Here is a 19,654-nt window from a genome sequence, read left to right as displayed (position 1 = left end):
CACCGGTAGCAGCACCGGAACCAGAACCAGAACCAGAACCAGAACCAGAACCAGCGTGCACACCGGCATCGGCGTCACCAGCGGTCCGAGCACCCGCGGCGGGCCGCCCGTCACGCACTCGCGCTGCCACCACCCTCGAGACGCGTGCGGAGCTCGTCATGGAGCTGCGCGAAGGCGTCGGCGCGCTCGGGGAGCGGCTGGTCCTCGATGAGCCGGACTCGGGAGATCAATGCGTCCCCTCCGGTCTCGTCGTGCTCACCCATGCGGTCCAGGCTACTCGCCGCCGTACAGCGCCGGATCGACGTCGATACCGTAGATCGCGAGCCCCGATTCCCAGATCGCGGTCGCCCCTGCCCGCAGGAGGTCGAGGGGGTCGTCGCCGCGCTCCTCGACGCGAACGACGTGTGCCTGCATCCTCACGCGTGCCCCGCCGACCCGCACGATGCGCGCTCCGTCGCGGTCGGTTTCGCGGTGCGTCACCGGGTACGGCTCGGCGAGACCGCGGAGGTCACCGAGGACCCACGTCGGCCGCGATCGCTCATCCGCGGCGAGGACCTGCTTCGCTCGGTCGATGCCGGTGAGCACGAGGACGCTCGGGATACCGGCGTCGTTGGCACCCTTGATGTCCGTGTCGAGCCGGTCGCCGATGAACAGTCGCTGCGTTCCCCCGAACCGCTCGACCGCCGTCTCGAAGATCGCCCGTTCTGGCTTGCCCGCGACGACGGGCATGCGTCCCACCGCGTTGTGCACCGCCGCCACGAGTGTGCCGTTGCCCGGGGCGATGCCGCGCTCGACCGGGATCGACCAGTCCATGTTCGTCGCCACCCAGGGGATGTCCCGGGCCAGGGCGAACGACGCCTCGGCGAGTTGTCGCCACCCGAGATCCGGTGAGAACCCCTGGATCACGGCCGCTGGCTCGTCGTCGGCGGAGTCCGTCACCCGGAAGCCCCCGGCCTCGACGATGCTCGTCAACCCGACTCCACCGATGACGAGGATCGTCGCCCCCGCTGGCACGAGCGTCGACAGGAGCCGGACGCCGGCCTGCGACGAGGTGACGACGTCGTCCGCTCCGACCTCGAGGCCATAGCCACGCAGGTGCTCGGCGACGTCAGCCGGGCGCCGGGACGCGTTGTTCGTGATGTAGCCGACGCGGGCCGTGGCCGACGCCGCGGTGAGTGCCTCGACCGCGTGCGGGATCGCCGCGGCGCCGCGGTACACGACCCCGTCGAGGTCCGTCAGGACGAGGTCGATGCCGTCCAAGGGCGGACGAGCTGCGTCAGCCGAGTCGGTGCGCGCCGATCCGGACCCATCGTCGTGCACATCGACCGCGCCCGCGATCGGTTTCGATCCAGACCGATCAGCGGTCTGCTCCGGATCCGTCGACGTCGATTGGGTCGGCTTCGTCGATCTCGAACGCTTCGTCGTCGATGTCATCCGACTCGATGACGCCGGCGACGTCTGGCCCTTCGTCGATGCCGTCGTCACCGGTGACGCCGTCTCCGCGCTCGACGAGTCCATCGCTGGGTGCTTCCCCGTCGTCGCTCCCACTGCCATCGGCTCGCCCGGAGTCGACGGGGGCGAGCCCGTCGTCCTCGCCTCGCTCGTCGTCCGCTCCGTCGATCGCTTCCTCGACCACATCCACCGTCTCCCAAGCATCCTCATCAGCAGCCTCGGCGAGCGCCGCGGTAGCACGATCGACACGGGCCCACCATTCGTCGGCCTCGTCTTGGCGGCCGAGCTCTTCGAGCGTCGCCGCGTAAGCACTGTAGAGCGACGGCGACCAGCTGTAGGCCGTCGCCGGGTCCAGCTGTGGAATCTCCAACTCGGCAAGCGCCGCTGTGGGATTCCCGAGGTCGAGCCGGGCTCCGGACATCGCGATCGCGAGTTCCACCTGCACGGGCACGTCGAGTGCCGCACGGTCGACGGACCGTCCCAGCTCGAGTGCGCGCTCCGGACGGCCGAGTCCGCGCTCGCAGTCGACCATCATCGGAAGCTGGTCGTTGCGCCCCGAGATACGGCGGTAGGTCCGGAGTTCCCGGAGAGCAGACGCGAAGTCACCCAGTCGGTAGGACGTTATCGCCAGGGTCTCGCGGACCACGGCGACGCGTCCAGCCCGACGTCCGGCGCTGACCGCGTGCGCGTGCGCGAGTTCCGGGTCGTCGTCGATGAGGAGTGCTGCGGCCACGAGGTGCTTCGCGACCCAGTCCGAGTTGTCCTTGCTCAGCGTCTTCAGCTCGGCGCGCGCCTGGATGTCGAGATCACGGGGCTGGATGCCCTCGGGGACGTCCGGGTCATCGTGACGCGGACGGATGGACCGAGTACCGAACGGATCGCGGTCGACGAAGGCGTCCCGCGACCCCTCACCGAAGCGAGCGCCTGCAGACCGGGAGCCGTCGCCGAAGCGCGCACGTTCGCGACCCCCGGCGCGCCCGTCCTGGCCGCGCGCCCGGTCGTCACGATCGCCGTACGGTCGACCGTCGCGCGGACCCTGCCCGCGGCTGGCTCCGCCCGAACGGCCGCCATCGGAACCAGCACGACGGCCGGCCCCGGCAGGTCCGCGGTCATCGCGCCGTTCACGCCGATCGTCGCCGTACGGTCGGCGGTCGTCACCGCGCGTCCGGCGGTCGTCGCCGAAGCGCCGGCCCTCGTCGCTCCGGGCACGTCGGTCGTCGCCGGAGCGTGTGCGGTCGTCGCCGTACGGACGGCGGCCGCCGTCTGCCGGACGCGAGGCCCGGCCACCATCTCGCCCCGCCGCACCCCGACCGACGCCGCCATGATCGGGCCTCGCACCGCCTTGTCCGCGCCCGCGGTCGTCGCGCCATCCCTGGCGGTCCGTACGGGTGCCGTTCGCCCGGAAGTCCCGCCCGTCGCGGCGCGGACGCTCCCCCTCGGAAGGACGTTGCAGGCGCCCAGGACGATCACCGTCGGCACGGCCGGATCCTCGAGGTCCACCCTCGACACCGCGGCCGTTGCCGTCTCGCGGTCCCCCTCGGTACGAACTGCCGCCCCGATCGTCGCGACGCTCGAACTCCCGGGGTCCCCGCACGTACCCGCCGCGCTCAGCGCTCCGGCCTCCTCGGGGACCACGATCGCCGTCGGGGCGCACGACGTCACGCCGCTCACCGTCCTCCCGCCGGTGGCCGGCATCCCGCCACGATGCGGCGCCCCGGTCGTCACCCGATCGACCGCGCCGACCGTCAGCCCCTGACCGAGGACCAGCGCCAGAACCCGGTGCCCCGGTGGAACCGTCACCTGCTCGACCACTGCTCGAGCGGGAGGTTCCGTCGCGTCGGTTGCGCCGGTCGTCGCGGGCTTCGTCTTCGGGGCTGTCGGCCACCATGGCTCCTCGTACGTTCATCCGGAGGTCGTACCGGAGACGGTTCACTGTGTCGTTGTCCACGCTCAGTCCACCACGTGCCGGATGGATCCGCACACATGGCGCGACGGCGCACTGGGTTAAACAGAAATGGCCACCGGCCCTATCGGCATCCTGGGAACGAGTCCCAGGAGTCCGATGGAGGGCCGATGGCCACATCTTCACGTTGAGTCCGGCGGTGTCCTACTCTCCCACAAGGTCCCCCTTGCAGTACCATCGGCGCTGAGAGGCTTAGCTTCCGGGTTCGGAATGTGACCGGGCGTTTCCCTCTCGCTATGACCACCGGAACACCATCGATATTCACGATCATGTTCCGCAGTTGCTGCGGATGATCCCCGATCGCATATCGGGAACCACAAAGTGGACGCGAGCCCCACCCGCACGGGTGGGAAGTGTAATCAAGTCATCGGCTTATTAGTACCGGTCAGCTCCACGGGTCGTTAGTCCCCGCTTCCACATCCGGCCTATCAACCCAGTCGTCTACTGGGAGCCTCTCACCCACAAGGGGCATGGAAATCTCATCTCGAAGACGGCTTCCCGCTTAGATGCTTTCAGCGGTTATCCGGTCCGAACGTAGCTAATCAGCGGTGCCCTTGGCAGAACAACTGACACACCAGAGGTTCGTCCATCCCGGTCCTCTCGTACTAGGGATAGATCTTCTCAAATTTCCTACGCGCGCAGCGGATAGGGACCGAACTGTCTCACGACGTTCTAAACCCAGCTCGCGTACCGCTTTAATGGGCGAACAGCCCAACCCTTGGGACCTACTCCAGCCCCAGGATGCGACGAGCCGACATCGAGGTGCCAAACCATGCCGTCGATATGGACTCTTGGGCAAGATCAGCCTGTTATCCCCGAGGTACCTTTTATCCGTTGAGCGACAGCGCTTCCACAAGCCACTGCCGGATCACTAGTCCCGACTTTCGTCCCTGCTCGACTTGTCAGTCTCACAGTCAAGCTCCCTTGTGCACTTACACTCGACACCTGATTGCCAACCAGGTTGAGGGAACCTTTGGGCGCCTCCGTTACTTTTTGGGAGGCAACCGCCCCAGTTAAACTACCCACCAGGCACTGTCCATGAACCCGATCAGGGTCCTACGTTAGACATCCAGAGTGACCAGAGTGGTATTTCAACAACGACTCCACGAACACTGGCGTGCCCGCTTCACAGTCTCCCACCTATCCTACACAAGCCACACCGAACACCAATACCAAGCTGTAGTAAAGGTCACGGGGTCTTTCCGTCCTGCTGCGCGTAACGAGCATCTTTACTCGTAGTGCAATTTCGCCGAGTTCGCGGTTGAGACAGCTGGGAAGTCGTTACGCCATTCGTGCAGGTCGGAACTTACCCGACAAGGAATTTCGCTACCTTAGGATGGTTATAGTTACCACCGCCGTTTACTGGGGCTTAAATTCTGAGCTTCGCCGTGAGGCTAACCCTTCCTCTTAACCTTCCAGCACCGGGCAGGCGTCAGTCCGTATACATCGTCTTGCGACTTCGCACGGACCTGTGTTTTTAGTAAACAGTCGCTTCCCACTGGTCTCTGCGGCCTTCCCCGCTCCCGGAGCAAGTCCGTTCACGGTTCCGGCCCCCCTTCTCCCGAAGTTACGGGGGCATTTTGCCGAGTTCCTTAACCACGATTCTCTCGATCTCCTTGGTATTCTCTACCTGACCACCTGAGTCGGTTTCGGGTACGGGCAGCTGCAACCTCGCGTCGATGCTTTTCTCGGCAGCATAGGATCACTGAATTCCCCATGACGGGTATGCATCGGATCTCAGGCATACAGACGACGGATTTGCCTATCGTCAGCCCTACATCCTTACACCAGGTTCACCTTACGGATACCATCGCCTGGCTCAGCTACCTTCCTGCGTCACACCTGTTAATACGCTAGCCGCACCAGCATGGGGTCGAGCGTTAGACCGGACGTCCATCACCCCGAAGGGATCAGGATCGAGCCGGGTTAGGACTCTTAGCACCACTGGATTGACTGGGACGGTTGTTCGCCGGTACGGGAATATCAACCCGTTGTCCATCGACTACGCCTGTCGGCCTCGCCTTAGGTCCCGACTTACCCAGGGCGGATTAGCCTGGCCCTGGAACCCTTGGTCTTTCGGAGGACGGGTTTCTCACCCGTCTTTCGCTACTCATGCCTGCATTCTCACTCGTGTGGCGTCCACGGCTGGATCACTCCGCCGCTTCACTCGCCACACGACGCTCTCCTACCACTCCGTACGACTGAACCACGAAGGCTTGTCTGGGTACGAAATCTACAACTTCGGCGGTGTGCTTGAGCCCCGTTACATTGTCGGCGCGGAATCACTTGACCAGTGAGCTATTACGCACTCTTTCAAGGGTGGCTGCTTCTAAGCCAACCTCCTGGTTGTCTGTGCAACTCCACATCCTTTCCCACTTAGCACACGCTTAGGGGCCTTAGTTGGTAGTCTGGGTTGTTTCCCTCTCGACGATGAAGCTTATCCCCCACCGTCTCACTGCTGCGCTCTCACTTACCGGCATTCGGAGTTTGGCTGACGTCAGTAACCTTGTAGGGCCCATCGGCCATCCAGTAGCTCTACCTCCGGCAAGAAACACGCAACGCTGCACCTAAATGCATTTCGGAGAGAACCAGCTATCACGAAGTTTGATTGGCCTTTCACCCCTATCCACAGCTCATCCCCTCCATTTTCAACTGAAGTGGGTTCGGGCCTCCACGACGTCTTACCGTCGCTTCACCCTGGCCATGGATAGATCACTTCGCTTCGGGTCTAGGACATGCGACTGAATCGCCCTATTCAGACTCGCTTTCGCTACGGCTACCCCACACGGGTTAACCTCGCCACATATCGCTAACTCGCAGGCTCATTCTTCAAAAGGCACGCTGTCACCCCAACAAGGAGGCTCCAACGGTTTGTAAGCAAACGGTTTCAGGTACTATTTCACTCCCCTCCCGGGGTACTTTTCACCTTTCCCTCACGGTACTTGTCCGCTATCGGTCATCTGGGAGTATTTAGGCTTATCAGGTGGTCCTGACAGATTCACACGGGATTTCTCGGGCCCCGTGCTACTTGGGATACACATCCGGCCATAACACCATTTCGTCTACGGGGCTGGCACCCACTACGGCCCGGCTTTCAAACCGGTTCGACTATGATGCGCTGTAACCGCCCCAGTCCGGCAGAACTGAGCGACGTGTCCCACAACCCCGACCATGCAACGCCCGCCGGCTATCACACATGATCGGTTTAGCCTCATCCGCTTTCGCTCGCCACTACTCACGGAATCACATGTTGTTTTCTCTTCCTGTGGGTACTGAGATGTTTCACTTCCCCACGTTCCCTCTACCCGCCCTATACATTCAGGCGGGAGTCACCAGGTCGCAAAACGCCTGGCGGGGTTTCCCCATTCGGAAATCCTCGGCTCACAGCTCGATTATCAGCTCCCCGAGGCTTATCGCAGATTTCTACGTCCTTCTTCGGCTCCAGATGCCAAGGCATCCACCGTTTGCTCTTAGAAACTTGACCACAAAGATTGCCGCGCACCGAAAACGATGCACGGCCTCAGTGTTGACTCGTCCCAACGCCAAACGACGTCAGGAGCGAATCGCACTCTTGTGACACCAGCCGACCCACCACCAACCACGAAAGCCGGCGACGAATCAGCAAGCGTCTAAGATGCTCGCGTCCACTGTGTAGTTCTCAACATACGATCGGCACCAGCCCGCCCCGACCAACCGGTCGACTTGGCACTGGCCCAACGAGGGGGCATCAAGCCCCAACCCCCACCACCACACAGGCAGCAGGGAAGCCTGGTCCCTCAGGACCCAACAACGTGCACGGCCCGAACCTCACCCACAGACCCGTTCCAACCGGCCGAAACCGACGTACTAGCATCCACGAGATCCATCCGGACCCACTGTCAATGTTCCACCCATGAGCTACCGGCGAGAACATTCGTCTCGATCCGGCGCCTGGACACCACCCCCAACCCGAACGGGCCAGGCCAGCAGTGCCAGATGCTCCTTAGAAAGGAGGTGATCCAGCCGCACCTTCCGGTACGGCTACCTTGTTACGACTTAGTCCTAATCACCGATCCCACCTTCGACGGCTCCTTCCACAAGGGTTAGGCCACCGGCTTCGGGTGTTACCGACTTTCATGACTTGACGGGCGGTGTGTACAAGGCCCGGGAACGTATTCACCGCAGCGTTGCTGATCTGCGATTACTAGCGACTCCGACTTCATGAGGTCGAGTTGCAGACCTCAATCCGAACTGAGACCGGCTTTTTGGGATTCGCTCCACCTTACGGTATCGCAGCCCTTTGTACCGGCCATTGTAGCATGCGTGAAGCCCAAGACATAAGGGGCATGATGATTTGACGTCATCCCCACCTTCCTCCGAGTTGACCCCGGCAGTCTCCTATGAGTCCCCGGCCGAACCGCTGGCAACATAGAACGAGGGTTGCGCTCGTTGCGGGACTTAACCCAACATCTCACGACACGAGCTGACGACAACCATGCACCACCTGTACACCGACCACAAGGGGGCGACCATCTCTGGCCGTTTCCGGTGTATGTCAAGCCTTGGTAAGGTTCTTCGCGTTGCATCGAATTAATCCGCATGCTCCGCCGCTTGTGCGGGCCCCCGTCAATTCCTTTGAGTTTTAGCCTTGCGGCCGTACTCCCCAGGCGGGGCGCTTAATGCGTTAGCTACGACACAGAAACCGTGGAAAGGTCCCTACATCTAGCGCCCAACGTTTACGGCGTGGACTACCAGGGTATCTAATCCTGTTCGCTCCCCACGCTTTCGCTCCTCAGCGTCAGTTACGGCCCAGAGATCTGCCTTCGCCATCGGTGTTCTTCCTGATATCTGCGCATTCCACCGCTACACCAGGAGTTCCAATCTCCCCTACCGCACTCTAGTCTGCCCGTACCCACTGCAAGCCCGAGGTTGAGCCTCGGGATTTCACAGCAGACGCGACAAACCGCCTACGAGCTCTTTACGCCCAATAATTCCGGACAACGCTTGCACCCTACGTATTACCGCGGCTGCTGGCACGTAGTTAGCCGGTGCTTTTTCTGCAGGTACCGTCACTTTCGCTTCTTCCCTACTAAAAGAGGTTTACAACCCGAAGGCCGTCATCCCTCACGCGGCGTTGCTGCATCAGGCTTTCGCCCATTGTGCAATATTCCCCACTGCTGCCTCCCGTAGGAGTCTGGGCCGTGTCTCAGTCCCAGTGTGGCCGGTCACCCTCTCAGGCCGGCTACCCGTCGTCGGCTTGGTGAGCCATTACCTCACCAACTACCTGATAGGCCGCGAGTCCATCCCCAACCAAAATTCTTTCCACGACCAGACCATGCGATCGGCCGTCATATCCAGTATTAGACGTCGTTTCCAACGCTTATCCCAGAGTCAGGGGCAGGTTACTCACGTGTTACTCACCCGTTCGCCACTAATCCGCCCAGCAAGCTGGGCATCATCGTTCGACTTGCATGTGTTAAGCACGCCGCCAGCGTTCGTCCTGAGCCAGGATCAAACTCTCCGTAAAAAACGTTCCCAACCACTCCGAAGAGCAGAAGGCGAATTTGATGCTGACTGAAAAGACTGTCTACTGACAATCATTCAATCCAAAGGAATTGTCCACGAACGCGCCAACCCGAAGGCCGACACGCACGGGGTCAATAAATTGGCATTGACAATGTGCACGCTGTTGAGTTCTCAAGGACCAGACGCATCCGCTCATCCACCCGGGAACCCCCGGACATCAGCAACGAAGCTGTGTTCTTGGTTGTGCAACCGATGTGCATCCCCCTACACGAGGTGGATGGCTCATCCCGAAGGAGAGGACCAGTTGCAGGTTTTACATCCTAAGCGTCGAAGCGATCAGGCGCAAGTCCCGATCAGAACCTCGGTGGAGGACGGTCCCGCTTGAGGCCGGCTCGCTCCGGGACACTGTCCCGGCCGCTCCGCCGCACCTTTGGGGTGACGAGTGATTACTTTACGCACCACCCCACCACCCAGCAAACCACCCCACATCCCGGGCGTGTCGCGGCCGCCTCCAGGATGCACCGCCAGTGCTGATGGACGCCCCAGGTACGACAGAACGCCCGTCCTCACCGGGAGTCCGGGCGTTCGTGGTCGAGGCGGTTCAGCCGATGGTGACGCCGGCCAACGTCTTCTTCCCGCGCCGGAGCACGACCACTCCCCCGGCCAGGACATCGGCGTCGATGCGCGCGGTCGGGTCGGTGACGCGCTGGTTGTTCACCGAGACCCCGCCCTCCTCGACCGCACGCCGGGCCTTGCCGAGGGACTCGACGAGTCCGGTCTCCACCAGCGCGCGTGTGACGTCGACGTCGGGTGCGAGCGTGACCGACGGCAACTCCGCGATCGCGGCGCGGAGGGTCCCCGCGTCCAGGGCGGCGAGGTCACCGTTGCCGAACAGCGCCGACGCGGCCTCGATCGCCGCCCGCGTCGCCGCTTCGCCGTGCACCAGCGACGTCACCGCGAACGCGAGCGCGCGCTGGGCTTCTCGCCGGAAGGGCTCGTCCGCCACCGCCTGCTCGAGCCGCTCGATCTCGGCGCGCGAGAGGAACGTGAACGCCTTGAGCCGCTCGATCACGTCCGCGTCCGCCGTGTTGAGCCAGAACTGGTAGAACGCGTACGGCGTCGTCATCTCCGGGTCGAGCCAGACGGCGTTGCCCTCGCTCTTGCCGAACTTCGTGCCGTCGGAGTTCGTGATGAGCGGAGTCCCGAGCGCGTGGACCACGGCACCCTCGGTGCGGCGGATCAGTTCGGTGCCGCTCGTCAGGTTGCCCCACTGGTCGCTGCCGCCCGTCTGCAACGTGCAGCCGTACTGACGGTGGAGCTCGCGGTAGTCGAGGCCCTGGAGGATCTGGTAGCTGAACTCGGTGTAGCTGATCCCGGCGTCCGAGTTCAGCCGAGCTGCCACCGCGTCCTTGCGGAGCATCGTGTTGACGCGGAAGTACTTGCCGATGTCACGCAGGAAGTCGATGGCGGACAGCGGCGCCGTCCAGTCGAGGTTGTTCACCATGCGCAGCCCGTTCTCGCCGTCGGGACTGAGGAACCGCGACACCTGCGCGCGGAGGCGCGTCACCCACTCCTCGACGGTCGCGCGGTCGTTGAGGGTCCGTTCGGCGGTCGGTCGGGGGTCACCGATGAGCCCGGTGGACCCACCGACCAGGCCGAGCGGCTTGTGGCCGGCCAGCTGCAGTCGGCGCATGAGCAGGAGCTGGTACAGGTTCCCGCAGTGCAGGCTCGGCGCGGTCGGGTCGAACCCGCAGTAGTACGTCAACGGACCGGCTTCGAGCGCTGCCCGCAATGCGGTCTCGTCGGTCGAGACGTGGACGAGCCCGCGCCACTGCAGTTCGTCCCAGATCGAGTCGAAGGACGGGTCGTTCTGCTGGCGCGTCAGGACCTCGGGAACGGTATCGCTGGACACCCCGTCATCGTAGTGCGCGTCGCCCACCCGACTGCGCTCAGTCCGTCGCCTGGGGATGGCGCCGGTACGAGGACACGGTCGGTTCGCCCGTCAACCAGAATCGCCACGGGAACGCGCGCCCTCCCGCCACGCCCCCGACACCGACCCGCGGGCCGACGGAGATCCGCGGTCTGCCGTCCGCGAGGGATTCGTCGAGGAGCGCGGTCGTCGACGAGGCGAGTCGCTCCTCCAGTCCGTCGGCGAAGCGGAGGACGTAGGGTCCGCGGCCGTCGAGCACGCTCGAACCGTCGTCCGTGAGCATCGCGCCGAGCGCCTGACCGAGGTTGCCCGGCCCGCGGGCGAGACCGACGTCGGGCACGCGGCCACCGCGTCGCTCCCGCGCAAGCGAGACGCCCTCGACCACCGCGCCCGCGCGCAGCAACGACCCGGAGGCGAATCCGTCCGGTCCGCTGACGACGTTGAGGCAGGTGTGGATGCCGTACGAGCGATAGGCGTACAGGGTCCCTGGCGCACCGAACAGGTGGCGGTTGCGCTGCCGCAGACCGCGGAACGCGTGCGACCCCGGGTCGGTCTCGCCCATGTAGGCCTCGACCTCGGTGATGCGCACGGTCACGCCGCGACCGGTGATGGTCGCACCGAGCAGCGCGGGAGCAGCCGCCAGCGCGGGCTCGCCGAGCACCCCCGCCTCGTCGATCACGCGAGCGGCGCCGCCTCGGTCAGCGATCGGATCCGAGCGGTGAGGGCCACGACCTGTTCGGCGACGCGCTCCGGTGCCGTCCCTCCGGCACCAGCGCGACTGGCGACGCTCCCCTCGACGGTCAGGACCGAGCGGACGTCCGGGGTCAGGTGTTCGGAGACGGACCGGTAATCCGCATCACTCGGTTCGTCGAGCTCGAGGCCGCGCTCCTCGCAGAAGCGCACCAAGGCACCCGAGATCTCGTGCGCGTCACGGAACACCACACCGCGGCGCACCAGCCACTCGGCCACGTCCGTCGCGAGGGAGAACCCCTGCGGCGCGAGCGTCGCCATGCGCTGCGTGTCGAACTCGACGGTCGCGACCATGCCGGTGAACGCCGGGAGCAGCACCTCGAGTTGCGTGACGGAGTCGAACACCGGCTCCTTGTCCTCTTGGAGATCGCGGTTGTACGCCAACGGGAGTCCCTTGAGCGTCGCGAGCAGCCCGGTGAGGTTGCCGATGAGGCGGCCGCTCTTGCCGCGCGCGAGTTCCGCGATGTCCGGGTTCTTCTTCTGCGGCATGATGCTCGACCCGGTCGAGAACCCGTCGTGCAGCCGGACGAAGCCGAACTCCTTCGTGTTCCAGACGATGAGTTCCTCGGCCAGCCGCGACACGTCGATCCCGATCTGAGCGGTGACGTAGGCGAATTCCGCCACGACGTCGCGCGACGCCGTCGCGTCGATCGAGTTCTCGGTGGGGCGAGCGAATCCCAGGTCTGCCGCGACCGCGGCGGGATCGAGACCGAGTGAGCTCCCGGCGAGCGCACCCGCGCCGTAGGGGGACGCGGATGCCCGGGAGGCCCAGTCACGGAAGCGCTCGAGGTCACGGACCAGCGGCCAAGCGTGGGCGAGCAGGTGGTGCGCGAGCAACACCGGCTGCGCGTGCTGCAGGTGCGTGCGCCCGGGCATCACGGCGTCACGGTGGGCGTCCGCCTGCGCACTGAGCGCGTCGATGAGGTCCACCAGCAGGTGCCCGATCCGTCGCGCGTGGTCGAGCAGGTACAGCCGCACCAGCGTCGCGATCTGGTCGTTCCGGCTGCGGCCGGCCCGGAGCTTCCCACCGAGGTCGCCCCCGATGTCCTCGATGAGCAGACGCTCGAGCGCCGAGTGCACGTCCTCGTCGTCCTGGCCCGGTCGGGCCGTGCCGGCCGCGACCGCAGCGTCCAGGCGGTCGAGACCGTCCAGCATCCGGCTGAGTTCGTCCTCGGACAGGTACCCGGCCACCGCGAGGGCGCGGGCGTGTGCCCGCGACCCCGCGATGTCGTACGGCGCCAGCTGCCAGTCGAACTGCGTGGACCTGCTCAGTTCGACGAGCTCCGGGGAGGGACCGCTGCTGAACCGCCCGCCCCACAGCGCGCCGGCTTCGCCGGCCCTGCTCGTGCTCTGCTCGTCCGCCATGCCGCCGCTCCGCCTCAGTTGGCCAGGTCGCGCCGAGCGGAGATCTTGCTCGGCAGGGACCAGATCTCGATGAAGCCCTTGGACAGCGACTGGTCGAACGTGTCGCCCGTGTCGTACGTGGCGAGGTCGAAGTCGTACAGGGACTGCTCGCTCCGACGGCCCGTCACGGTCGCACGGCCGCCGTGCAGCTGCAGGCGGATGTCACCGGACACGTACTGCTGGGTGTCCTCGATGAACGCGTCGAGGCTGCGCTTGAGCCCGGAGAACCAGAGACCGTCGTACACGAGGTTCGCCCACTCGGACTCGACCCCGCGCTTGTAGCGGTTGACGTCACGTTCGAGCGTCAGGCTCTCGAGTTCCTCGTGCGCCGCGATGAGCGCCATCGCGGCGGGCGCTTCGTAGACCTCGCGGCTCTTGATGCCGACGAGCCGGTCCTCGACCACGTCGATCCGCCCGACGCCGTGCTTGCCCGCCAGTGCGTTGAGCTCCTGCACGATGCGGAGTGCACTGAAGCGCTGTCCGTCGATCGCGACCGGAACGCCGTGCTCGAACGTGATGGTGACCTCGTCCGCGGCGCGCTCGACCGTCGGGTCCTGCGTGTACGAGTACAGGTCCTCGATCGGCGGGTTCCACGGGTCCTCGAGGAACCCGGTCTCCACGGCGCGGCCCCAGACGTTCTGGTCGATCGAGTACGGCGACTTCTTGCTCTGCTCGATGGGCAGGTCGTGCTCCTGCGCGTACACGATCGCCTTGTCGCGCGTGAGTGCGAGGTCCCGGACCGGCGCGACACTCGTCAGGTCGGGGGCGATCGCGGCGACCGCTGCCTCGAACCGGACCTGGTCGTTGCCCTTGCCGGTGCAGCCGTGGGCGACGCTGTCCGCGCCGAGCTGCTTGGCGGTGAGGGCGAGGTGCTTCGCGATGAGCGGCCGGCTCAGGGCGGACACGAGCGGGTAGCGCTTCTGGTAGAGGGCGTTCGCCTTGAGCGCCGGCATCAGGTAGTCGTCGGCGAACTCGTCCTTGGCGTCGACGACGATCGACTCGACGGCGCCGCAGTCGAGCGCGCGCTGACGGATGCGGTCCATGTCCTCGCCACCCTGGCCGACGTCGACGGCGAGTGCCACGACCTCCTTGCCGGTGGCGTCCTTGAGCCATCCGATGCCGACGGAGGTGTCGAGCCCTCCGGAGTACGCGAGTACGACGCGGTCTGCCATGGTTCTCCTTCTCAGGGGATGCGGGGGTGCGGGGTGGTGGATGTCGTCGCGGGCCGAGGTCAGTCGGCCGCGTGGTCGAGGAGCCAGGCGAGGAGGGCCTTCTGCGCGTGCAGTCGGTTCTCGGCCTCGTCCCAGATGATGCTCCGCGGACCGTCGATGACCGCTTCGGTCACCTCGTAGCCGCGGTCGGCGGGCAGGCAGTGCATGAACACGGCGTCGTCGGCGGCGTGCGCCATGAGCTCGTCGTCGACGCGGTACCCGGCGAAGGTCTCGAGGCGCGCTTGCTTCTCGTCCTCCTTGCCCATGGACACCCAGGTGTCGGTGACGACGACGTCGGCACCGCTCACCGCCGCGACGGGATCCGTCACGACGAGGGCGGAGCCACCGGTCCGCGCGCCGACGCGCTCGGCGTCGGCGACGACCTGCCGGTCGGGTGCGAACGCGACGGGGGCCGCGACACGGACGTGCATGCCCGCGGTCGTCCCCGCGAGCAGGTAGGACTGGGCCATGTTGCTCGCGCCGTCGCCGACGAAGGCGATCGTCTGGCCGGCGAGCGTGCCCCGGTGCTCGCGGATCGTCAGGAGGTCCGCGAGGAGCTGGCAGGGATGGAAGTCGTCGGACAGCGCGTTCACGACCGGCACCGTGGTCCCGGCGGCCATCTCCTCGAGCCCGGCCTGCGCGTACGTGCGCCAGACGATGGCGGACACCATCCGTTCGAGCACGCGCGCCGTGTCGGACGGGGTCTCCTTGCCGCCGAGCTGACTGTTGGCGGTGGAGATGATGAGCGGGCTGCCCCCGAGGTCGCTGATGCCGACGTGGAACGACACGCGCGTCCGGGTGGAGGACTTGTCGAAGATGACCGCCACGCTCTGGGGCCCCGCCAGCGGCTTCGCGCCCCAGCGGTCGACCTTCATCGCCGCGGCGAGGTCGAGGATCTCGAGCTGCTCCGCCTGGGTGAGGTCGTCGTCCCGGAGGAAGTGGCGGGTCATGCCGCTGCCTCCATCGCCTGCGCGAGGATCACCAGGAACTCGTCGATCTCGGCGTCGGACACGATGAGCGGCGGTGCGATCCGGATGGATGACTCGTTCGGAGCGTTGACGATGAGCCCGCGCTCGAGCGCGGCCGTGTTGATCGCGGGGGCGACGGGTCGGGTGAGTCCGATCCCGACGAGGAGGCCCTCGCCCCGCACCTCGTCGACGAGCGGGCTGCCGATGGCTGCGATCCCGGCGCGGATGCGCTCGCCCTTGCCGCGCGCCGCCTCCACGAGCCCGGTGGTCTCGATCTCGCCGAGCACTGCGTTCGCGACCCGCGTCGCCAACGGGTTCCCGCCGAAGGTGGACCCGTGCTGGCCTGCGGAGAACAGGTCGGACGCCCACCCGAACGTGACGAGTGCGCCGATCGGGAAGCCTCCGGCGATGCCCTTCGCGATCGTGATCGCGTCGGGCGTGATCCCGTGCCCCTGGAAGGCGAACCACGACCCGGTGCGTCCCACGCCGGTCTGGATCTCGTCGAGGATGAGCAACGCGGCGTGCTGCTCCGTCAGCGCTCGCGCCGCCGCGAGGAAGCCCTCGGGCAGGTCGACGACGCCGGCCTCGCCCTTGATCGGTTCGAGCACGAGTGCGGCGACATGGTCGTCGATCGCGGCCTCGAGCGCCTCGATGGTGGAGTCGATGTGTTCGACCCCGGGGATCATCGGCTCGAAGTCCTCGCGGAGGGCGGGCTTGCCGGTGAGCGCGAGGGCACCCATCGTGCGTCCGTGGAACGAGTTCTGCAACGCGAGGATCCGCGTGCGGGACCCGTCGCCCTTGTTCAGCCGTGCGAGCTTGAACGCGGCTTCGTTCGCCTCGGCCCCGGAGTTACCGAAGTAGACGCGACCCGCGTCCCCCGCGCCGGTGATGCGCTTGAGGCGTTCCGCGAGCTCGAGCTGCGGCGGCGTGGCGAAGTAGTTCGACACGTGCATGAGCTTCGACGCCTGGTCCGTCACGGCCTCGACCACCGCGGGGTGGGCATGACCGAGCGAGTTCACGGCGATGCCCGCCAGGAAGTCGAGGTACTCCTTGCCGTCGACGTCCCACACCCGGCAGCCGCGGCCACGCTCGAGCATGATCTTCGGTGGGGTCAGCGATCGCATGAGCGACGCGCCGAACCGGTCGTTCCAGCCAGTCTGGGTCGTCATGCTCATGCTTCGTTCCGTTCGTCAGCAGCGGCCGGGTGTCCGGGCGCGCGTCGTTCGTTGGGGATGACCTCGGTGCCGGCACCGCGCAGGGTGAACACCTCGAGGAGGATGGAGTGCGGGATACGGCCGTCGATGATGGTCGCGCCGCCGACGCCCGCGACCACGGCATCGAGACAGGCGGTCATCTTCGGGATCATGCCGGACTCGAGGCTCGGCAGGAGTTCCCGGAGTTCGTCGACCGAGATGAGGTCGATCACGGAGTCCCGGTCGGGCCAGTTCCGGTACAGCCCCGGCACGTCGGTCAGCATCATGAGCTTCGACGCGCGCAGCGCGATCGCCAGGGCTGCCGCCGCGGCGTCGGCGTTCACGTTGAGGGCCTGCTCCGGATCGCTCTCGTCGATCGCGATGCTCGACACCACCGGGATCCGGTTGGCCTCGATCGCGGCGAGCACCTCGGTTGGGTCGACCTCGGTGATGTCGCCGACGTGACCGAGGTCGAACTCCTCGCCGTCGATGACCACACCGCGCTTGTGCCCGGAGAACAACGAGCCGCCGTCGCCGGACACGCCGACCCCGAGTCCCGCGCCGTGCTCGTCGAGCAGGTCGACGATCTCGCGGTTGACCTCACCGGCCAGGACGTCGCGCACGACCGTGATCGCTTCGGTCGTGGTCACGCGGTACCCGCCACGGAACTCCGACGCGATGCCCTGTTGCTCGAGCGCGGCCGAGATCTGCGGGCCGCCACCGTGCACCACCACCGGGTGGAGCCCCGCGTAGCGCAGGTAGACCATGTCCTCGGCGAACGCGCGCTTGAGGTCGTCGTTCACCATCGCGTTGCCGCCGAACTTCACGACGACGACCTTGCCGGAGTAGCGCTTGATCCAGGGCAGCGACTCGATGAGCGTGGCGGCCTTGACCGCGGCGAGTTCCTGGTCCTCGGTGAGGAGTCCGTCGTTGTCCACGTGTGTTCCGTTCGCCATCAGCTCGAGTACGCGCTGTTCTCGTGCACGTAGTCGTGCGTCAGGTCGTTCGTCAGGATCGTCGCCGCGTGGGGGCCGACCCCGAGGTCGATGTGCACGTGCGTGTCGCGCGGCGTCAGGTCGACCTGGTCGCTCGGGCGGTCCGGAGCGCCGGCGTGACACACGCGAACCCCGTTCATGCTGACGTCGACCGCGTACGGGTCGAACTCGGCGTCCGTCGTGCCGATCGCCGCGAGCACCCGCCCCCAGTTGGGGTCGTTGCCGAACACGGCGGCCTTGAACAGGTTGTTGCGGGCGACACTGCGCCCGACCGTCACCGCGTCGTCCTCGCTGGCCGCGCCGACGACCTCGATCGCGATGTCGTGACTCGCGCCCTCGGCGTCCTGCTGGAGCTGACGCGCGAGGTCCGCGCACACCGCGGTGAGGGCCTCCTGGAAGTCACCGACCTCGGGGGTCGTCCCGGAGGCGCCGGAGGCCATGAGCACGACCGTGTCGTTCGTGGACATGCAGCCGTCGGAGTCGACGCGGTCGAACGTGACGCGTGTTGCCGCGCGGAGGGCCTGGTCCAGCGCGTCCGACGCCAGGTCGGCATCCGTCGTGATCACCACGAGCATCGTCGCGAGCCCGGGCGCGAGCATCCCGGCGCCCTTCGCCATGCCACCGATCGTCCAGCCGTCGACGGACACCACCGACTGCTTGGCGTGCGTGTCGGTGGTGATGATCGCCTCGGCCGCCGCCGGACCGCCGTCCGTGCTGAGCCCGGCGGCAGCCAGTCCGACACCGCGGAGCACGCCCTCGCGGAAGGCCTCGCCCCCGACCCCGATGAGGCCGGTCGAGCACACCACGACGTCAGCTGCACCGACACCGATGACGTCGGCCACCGCCTCGGCCGTCTGGTGCGTCGTCTGGAACCCGAAGGACCCGGTGAAGCAGTTCGCACCGCCCGAGTTGAGGACGACCGCACGCGCGACGCCGTCCGCGACGACCTGCTGGGACCAGATGACCGGGTTCGCCTTCGCCCGGTTGCTCGTGAACACCGCGGCGACCGCGTCGGACGGACCGTCGTTGACGACGAGGGCGACGTCCGGCTTGCCACTCGGCTTCAAGCCGGCGGTCACGCCCGTCGCGCGGAACCCGGCCGCGGCCGTGACGCCCTGGAGGGACGGCACCGCGGTCCCGTCGGTCACCGCGCTCACGGGGCGACTCCGTCGATCGAGAGACCGAGCGTCTCCGGCAGACCGAGCGCGATGTTGGTGGACTGCACAGCGGCACCGGCCGTGCCCTTGGCCAAGTTGTCGAGCGCCGAGATCGCGACGACGCGTCGAGCGGCCTCGTCGACCGCGATGCCCACGAGCGCCGTGTTCGCACCGACCGTGTCCGCGACGCGCGGGTACTCGCCCTCGGGCAGGAGGTGGACGAACGGTTCGTCGGCGTACGCCTGTTCCCAGGCCAGCCGGACGTCGTGCGCGCCCACACCGGGCGCGAGCCGCGCGGACGTGGTCGCGAGGATGCCCCGGGCCATCGGGACGAGCACGGGTGTGAAGGACACCCGCACCGACGAGGCCCCGGCGACGCGGAGGTTCTGCTGGATCTCCGGCACGTGCCGGTGCGTGCCCCCGACCGCGTAGGCGGACGCGGACCCCAGGATCTCGGCGGCCAGGTAGGTCGTCGCGAGCTTCTTGCCCGCACCCGACGGCCCGACGCTCAGCACCGCGACGATGTCGTCCGTCTCCACGACGCCCGCGGCGACCCCGGGCGCGATCCCCAGGGTCACGGCGGTGACGTTGCACCCCGGTACTGCGATGCGCTTCGTCCCGACGAGCTCGGACCGTTGCTTGGCGGCGGTGCCCGATCCGCCGGCCCGCACGAGTTCGGGTAGACCGTACGTCCACGCGCCGTGGTACGCACCGCCGTAGAACGCCGACCAGTCGGCCGGGTCCGTCAGACGGTGGTCCGCACCGCAGTCGACCACGAGCGCGTCGTCCCCGAGCTGCTCGGTGATCGCGCCGGACTGGCCGTGGGGCAGCGCGAGGAACACGACGTCGTGCCCGCGCAGCTGCTCCGGGGTGGTCTCGGTCAGGGTGAGGTGTGCGAGCGAGCGGAGGTGCGGCTGTGTCGCGATGAGCGGTTGTCCGGCGTTCGAGAACGCCGTCACCGTCCTGACGTCGAACTCGGGATGGGCGGAGAGCACGCGCAGGAGCTCCCCACCCGCGTAGCCGCTGGCTCCCGCCACGGCGACGGATACGGACATGGGTTCCACCTTGATGATCGGACTTCGGTCGAGGGAGTCGGAGGCGGCGACCCCGGGCGAGGCTGATCCCG

The 19,654-nt window shown here is 66.5% G+C and carries 13 protein-coding genes and 3 rRNA genes; 1 reads left to right on the top strand and 15 read right to left on the bottom strand.

The features are described 5' to 3' along the window. Window positions 1-110: 110 nt before the first annotated feature. The 3 genes from DEI93_RS04770 to DEI93_RS04760 form a co-directional block, all read right to left on the bottom strand. Window positions 111-263 (bottom strand): hypothetical protein, encoded by a 153-nt coding sequence (locus tag DEI93_RS04770; protein ID WP_181434694.1) that lies wholly within the window; start codon window positions 261-263, stop codon window positions 111-113. A gap of 10 nt (window positions 264-273) precedes the next feature. After that, window positions 274-1,260: an HAD-IIA family hydrolase gene (locus tag DEI93_RS04765; RefSeq protein ID WP_258372334.1), complete on the bottom strand. Its 987-nt coding sequence runs from the start codon at window positions 1,258-1,260 to the stop codon at window positions 274-276. A 97-nt stretch (window positions 1,261-1,357) separates the two neighbouring features. Continuing rightward, window positions 1,358-2,185 (bottom strand): hypothetical protein, encoded by an 828-nt coding sequence (locus DEI93_RS04760; RefSeq protein WP_258372335.1) that lies wholly within the window; start codon window positions 2,183-2,185, stop codon window positions 1,358-1,360. A gap of 111 nt (window positions 2,186-2,296) precedes the next feature. Between DEI93_RS04760 and DEI93_RS04755 the strand changes: the two genes are divergently transcribed. Beyond that, entirely contained in the window at window positions 2,297-3,208 is a 912-nt protein-coding gene (locus DEI93_RS04755; RefSeq protein WP_181436125.1) for a hypothetical protein, read from the top strand. Window positions 3,209-3,546: 338 nt separating this feature from the next. On the opposite strand, the gene rrf is transcribed toward DEI93_RS04755, so the two are convergent. From rrf to argC, 12 genes are all read right to left on the bottom strand, one after another. Then, window positions 3,547-3,663: ribosomal RNA gene (gene rrf / locus DEI93_RS04750) — 5S ribosomal RNA — on the bottom strand. 107 nt (window positions 3,664-3,770) lie between these two features. Then, a 23S ribosomal RNA gene (locus DEI93_RS04745) occupies window positions 3,771-6,899 on the bottom strand. Between the two features lie 502 nt (window positions 6,900-7,401). Then, window positions 7,402-8,921 (bottom strand): 16S ribosomal RNA (locus tag DEI93_RS04740). Together the 16S, 23S and 5S rRNA genes form the textbook arrangement of a ribosomal RNA operon. A 600-nt stretch (window positions 8,922-9,521) precedes the next feature. Continuing rightward, window positions 9,522-10,832: a tyrosine--tRNA ligase gene (tyrS, locus tag DEI93_RS04735; RefSeq protein ID WP_111120425.1), complete on the bottom strand. Its 1,311-nt coding sequence runs from the start codon at window positions 10,830-10,832 to the stop codon at window positions 9,522-9,524. 37 nt (window positions 10,833-10,869) lie between these two features. Continuing rightward, window positions 10,870-11,529 (bottom strand): DNA-3-methyladenine glycosylase, encoded by a 660-nt coding sequence (locus tag DEI93_RS04730; RefSeq protein ID WP_258372317.1) that lies wholly within the window; start codon window positions 11,527-11,529, stop codon window positions 10,870-10,872. Next, the gene (gene argH / locus DEI93_RS04725; protein ID WP_111013996.1) at window positions 11,526-12,965 is read right to left on the bottom strand and encodes an argininosuccinate lyase; all 1,440 of its coding nucleotides are present in this window, start codon (window positions 12,963-12,965) and stop codon (window positions 11,526-11,528) included. Before argH ends, DEI93_RS04730 begins: the two co-directional genes overlap by 4 nt. Window positions 12,966-12,979: 14 nt before the next feature. Then, the gene (locus DEI93_RS04720; RefSeq protein ID WP_111011138.1) at window positions 12,980-14,176 is read right to left on the bottom strand and encodes an argininosuccinate synthase; all 1,197 of its coding nucleotides are present in this window, start codon (window positions 14,174-14,176) and stop codon (window positions 12,980-12,982) included. Window positions 14,177-14,235: 59 nt separating this feature from the next. After that, on the bottom strand, window positions 14,236-15,165 hold the full coding sequence (argF, locus tag DEI93_RS04715; protein WP_111011137.1) for an ornithine carbamoyltransferase: 930 nt from the start codon (window positions 15,163-15,165) through the stop codon (window positions 14,236-14,238). Continuing rightward, on the bottom strand, window positions 15,162-16,358 hold the full coding sequence (locus DEI93_RS04710) for an acetylornithine transaminase (RefSeq protein ID WP_111120405.1): 1,197 nt from the start codon (window positions 16,356-16,358) through the stop codon (window positions 15,162-15,164). Before DEI93_RS04710 ends, argF begins: the two co-directional genes overlap by 4 nt. Next, complete coding sequence (gene argB, locus DEI93_RS04705; protein WP_111011135.1) at window positions 16,355-17,332, bottom strand: acetylglutamate kinase; 978 nt, start codon at window positions 17,330-17,332, stop codon at window positions 16,355-16,357. The genes DEI93_RS04710 and argB overlap by 4 nt, the downstream gene beginning before the upstream one ends. Next, window positions 17,332-18,528, bottom strand: coding sequence for a bifunctional glutamate N-acetyltransferase/amino-acid acetyltransferase ArgJ (argJ, locus tag DEI93_RS04700; RefSeq protein WP_258368720.1), 1,197 nt, complete (start codon window positions 18,526-18,528; stop codon window positions 17,332-17,334). The genes argB and argJ overlap by 1 nt, the downstream gene beginning before the upstream one ends. Continuing rightward, window positions 18,525-19,583 carry an N-acetyl-gamma-glutamyl-phosphate reductase gene (gene argC, locus DEI93_RS04695; protein WP_111120406.1) on the bottom strand — a complete coding sequence of 353 codons (1,059 nt, stop codon included), beginning with the start codon at window positions 19,581-19,583 and terminating at the stop codon, window positions 18,525-18,527. Before argC ends, argJ begins: the two co-directional genes overlap by 4 nt. Window positions 19,584-19,654 lie beyond the last annotated feature (71 nt).

This window comes from Curtobacterium sp. MCBD17_035, from assembly GCF_003234815.2.
GTDB lineage: Bacteria > Actinomycetota > Actinomycetes > Actinomycetales > Microbacteriaceae > Curtobacterium.
This window is presented reverse-complemented; position numbering and strand designations above follow the sequence as displayed.

Coding starts and splice junctions, on each gene's coding strand:
- DEI93_RS04770 (WP_181434694.1), bottom strand. CDS start 263: ATGGGTGAGCACGACGAGACCGGAGGGGACGCATTGATCTCCCGAGTC.
- argF (WP_111011137.1), bottom strand. CDS start 15,165: ATGACCCGCCACTTCCTCCGGGACGACGACCTCACCCAGGCGGAGCAG.
- argH (WP_111013996.1), bottom strand. CDS start 12,965: ATGGCGGACGAGCAGAGCACGAGCAGGGCCGGCGAAGCCGGCGCGCTG.
- DEI93_RS04720 (WP_111011138.1), bottom strand. CDS start 14,176: ATGGCAGACCGCGTCGTACTCGCGTACTCCGGAGGGCTCGACACCTCC.
- argC (WP_111120406.1), bottom strand. CDS start 19,583: ATGTCCGTATCCGTCGCCGTGGCGGGAGCCAGCGGCTACGCGGGTGGG.
- DEI93_RS04710 (WP_111120405.1), bottom strand. CDS start 16,358: ATGAGCATGACGACCCAGACTGGCTGGAACGACCGGTTCGGCGCGTCG.
- argB (WP_111011135.1), bottom strand. CDS start 17,332: ATGGCGAACGGAACACACGTGGACAACGACGGACTCCTCACCGAGGAC.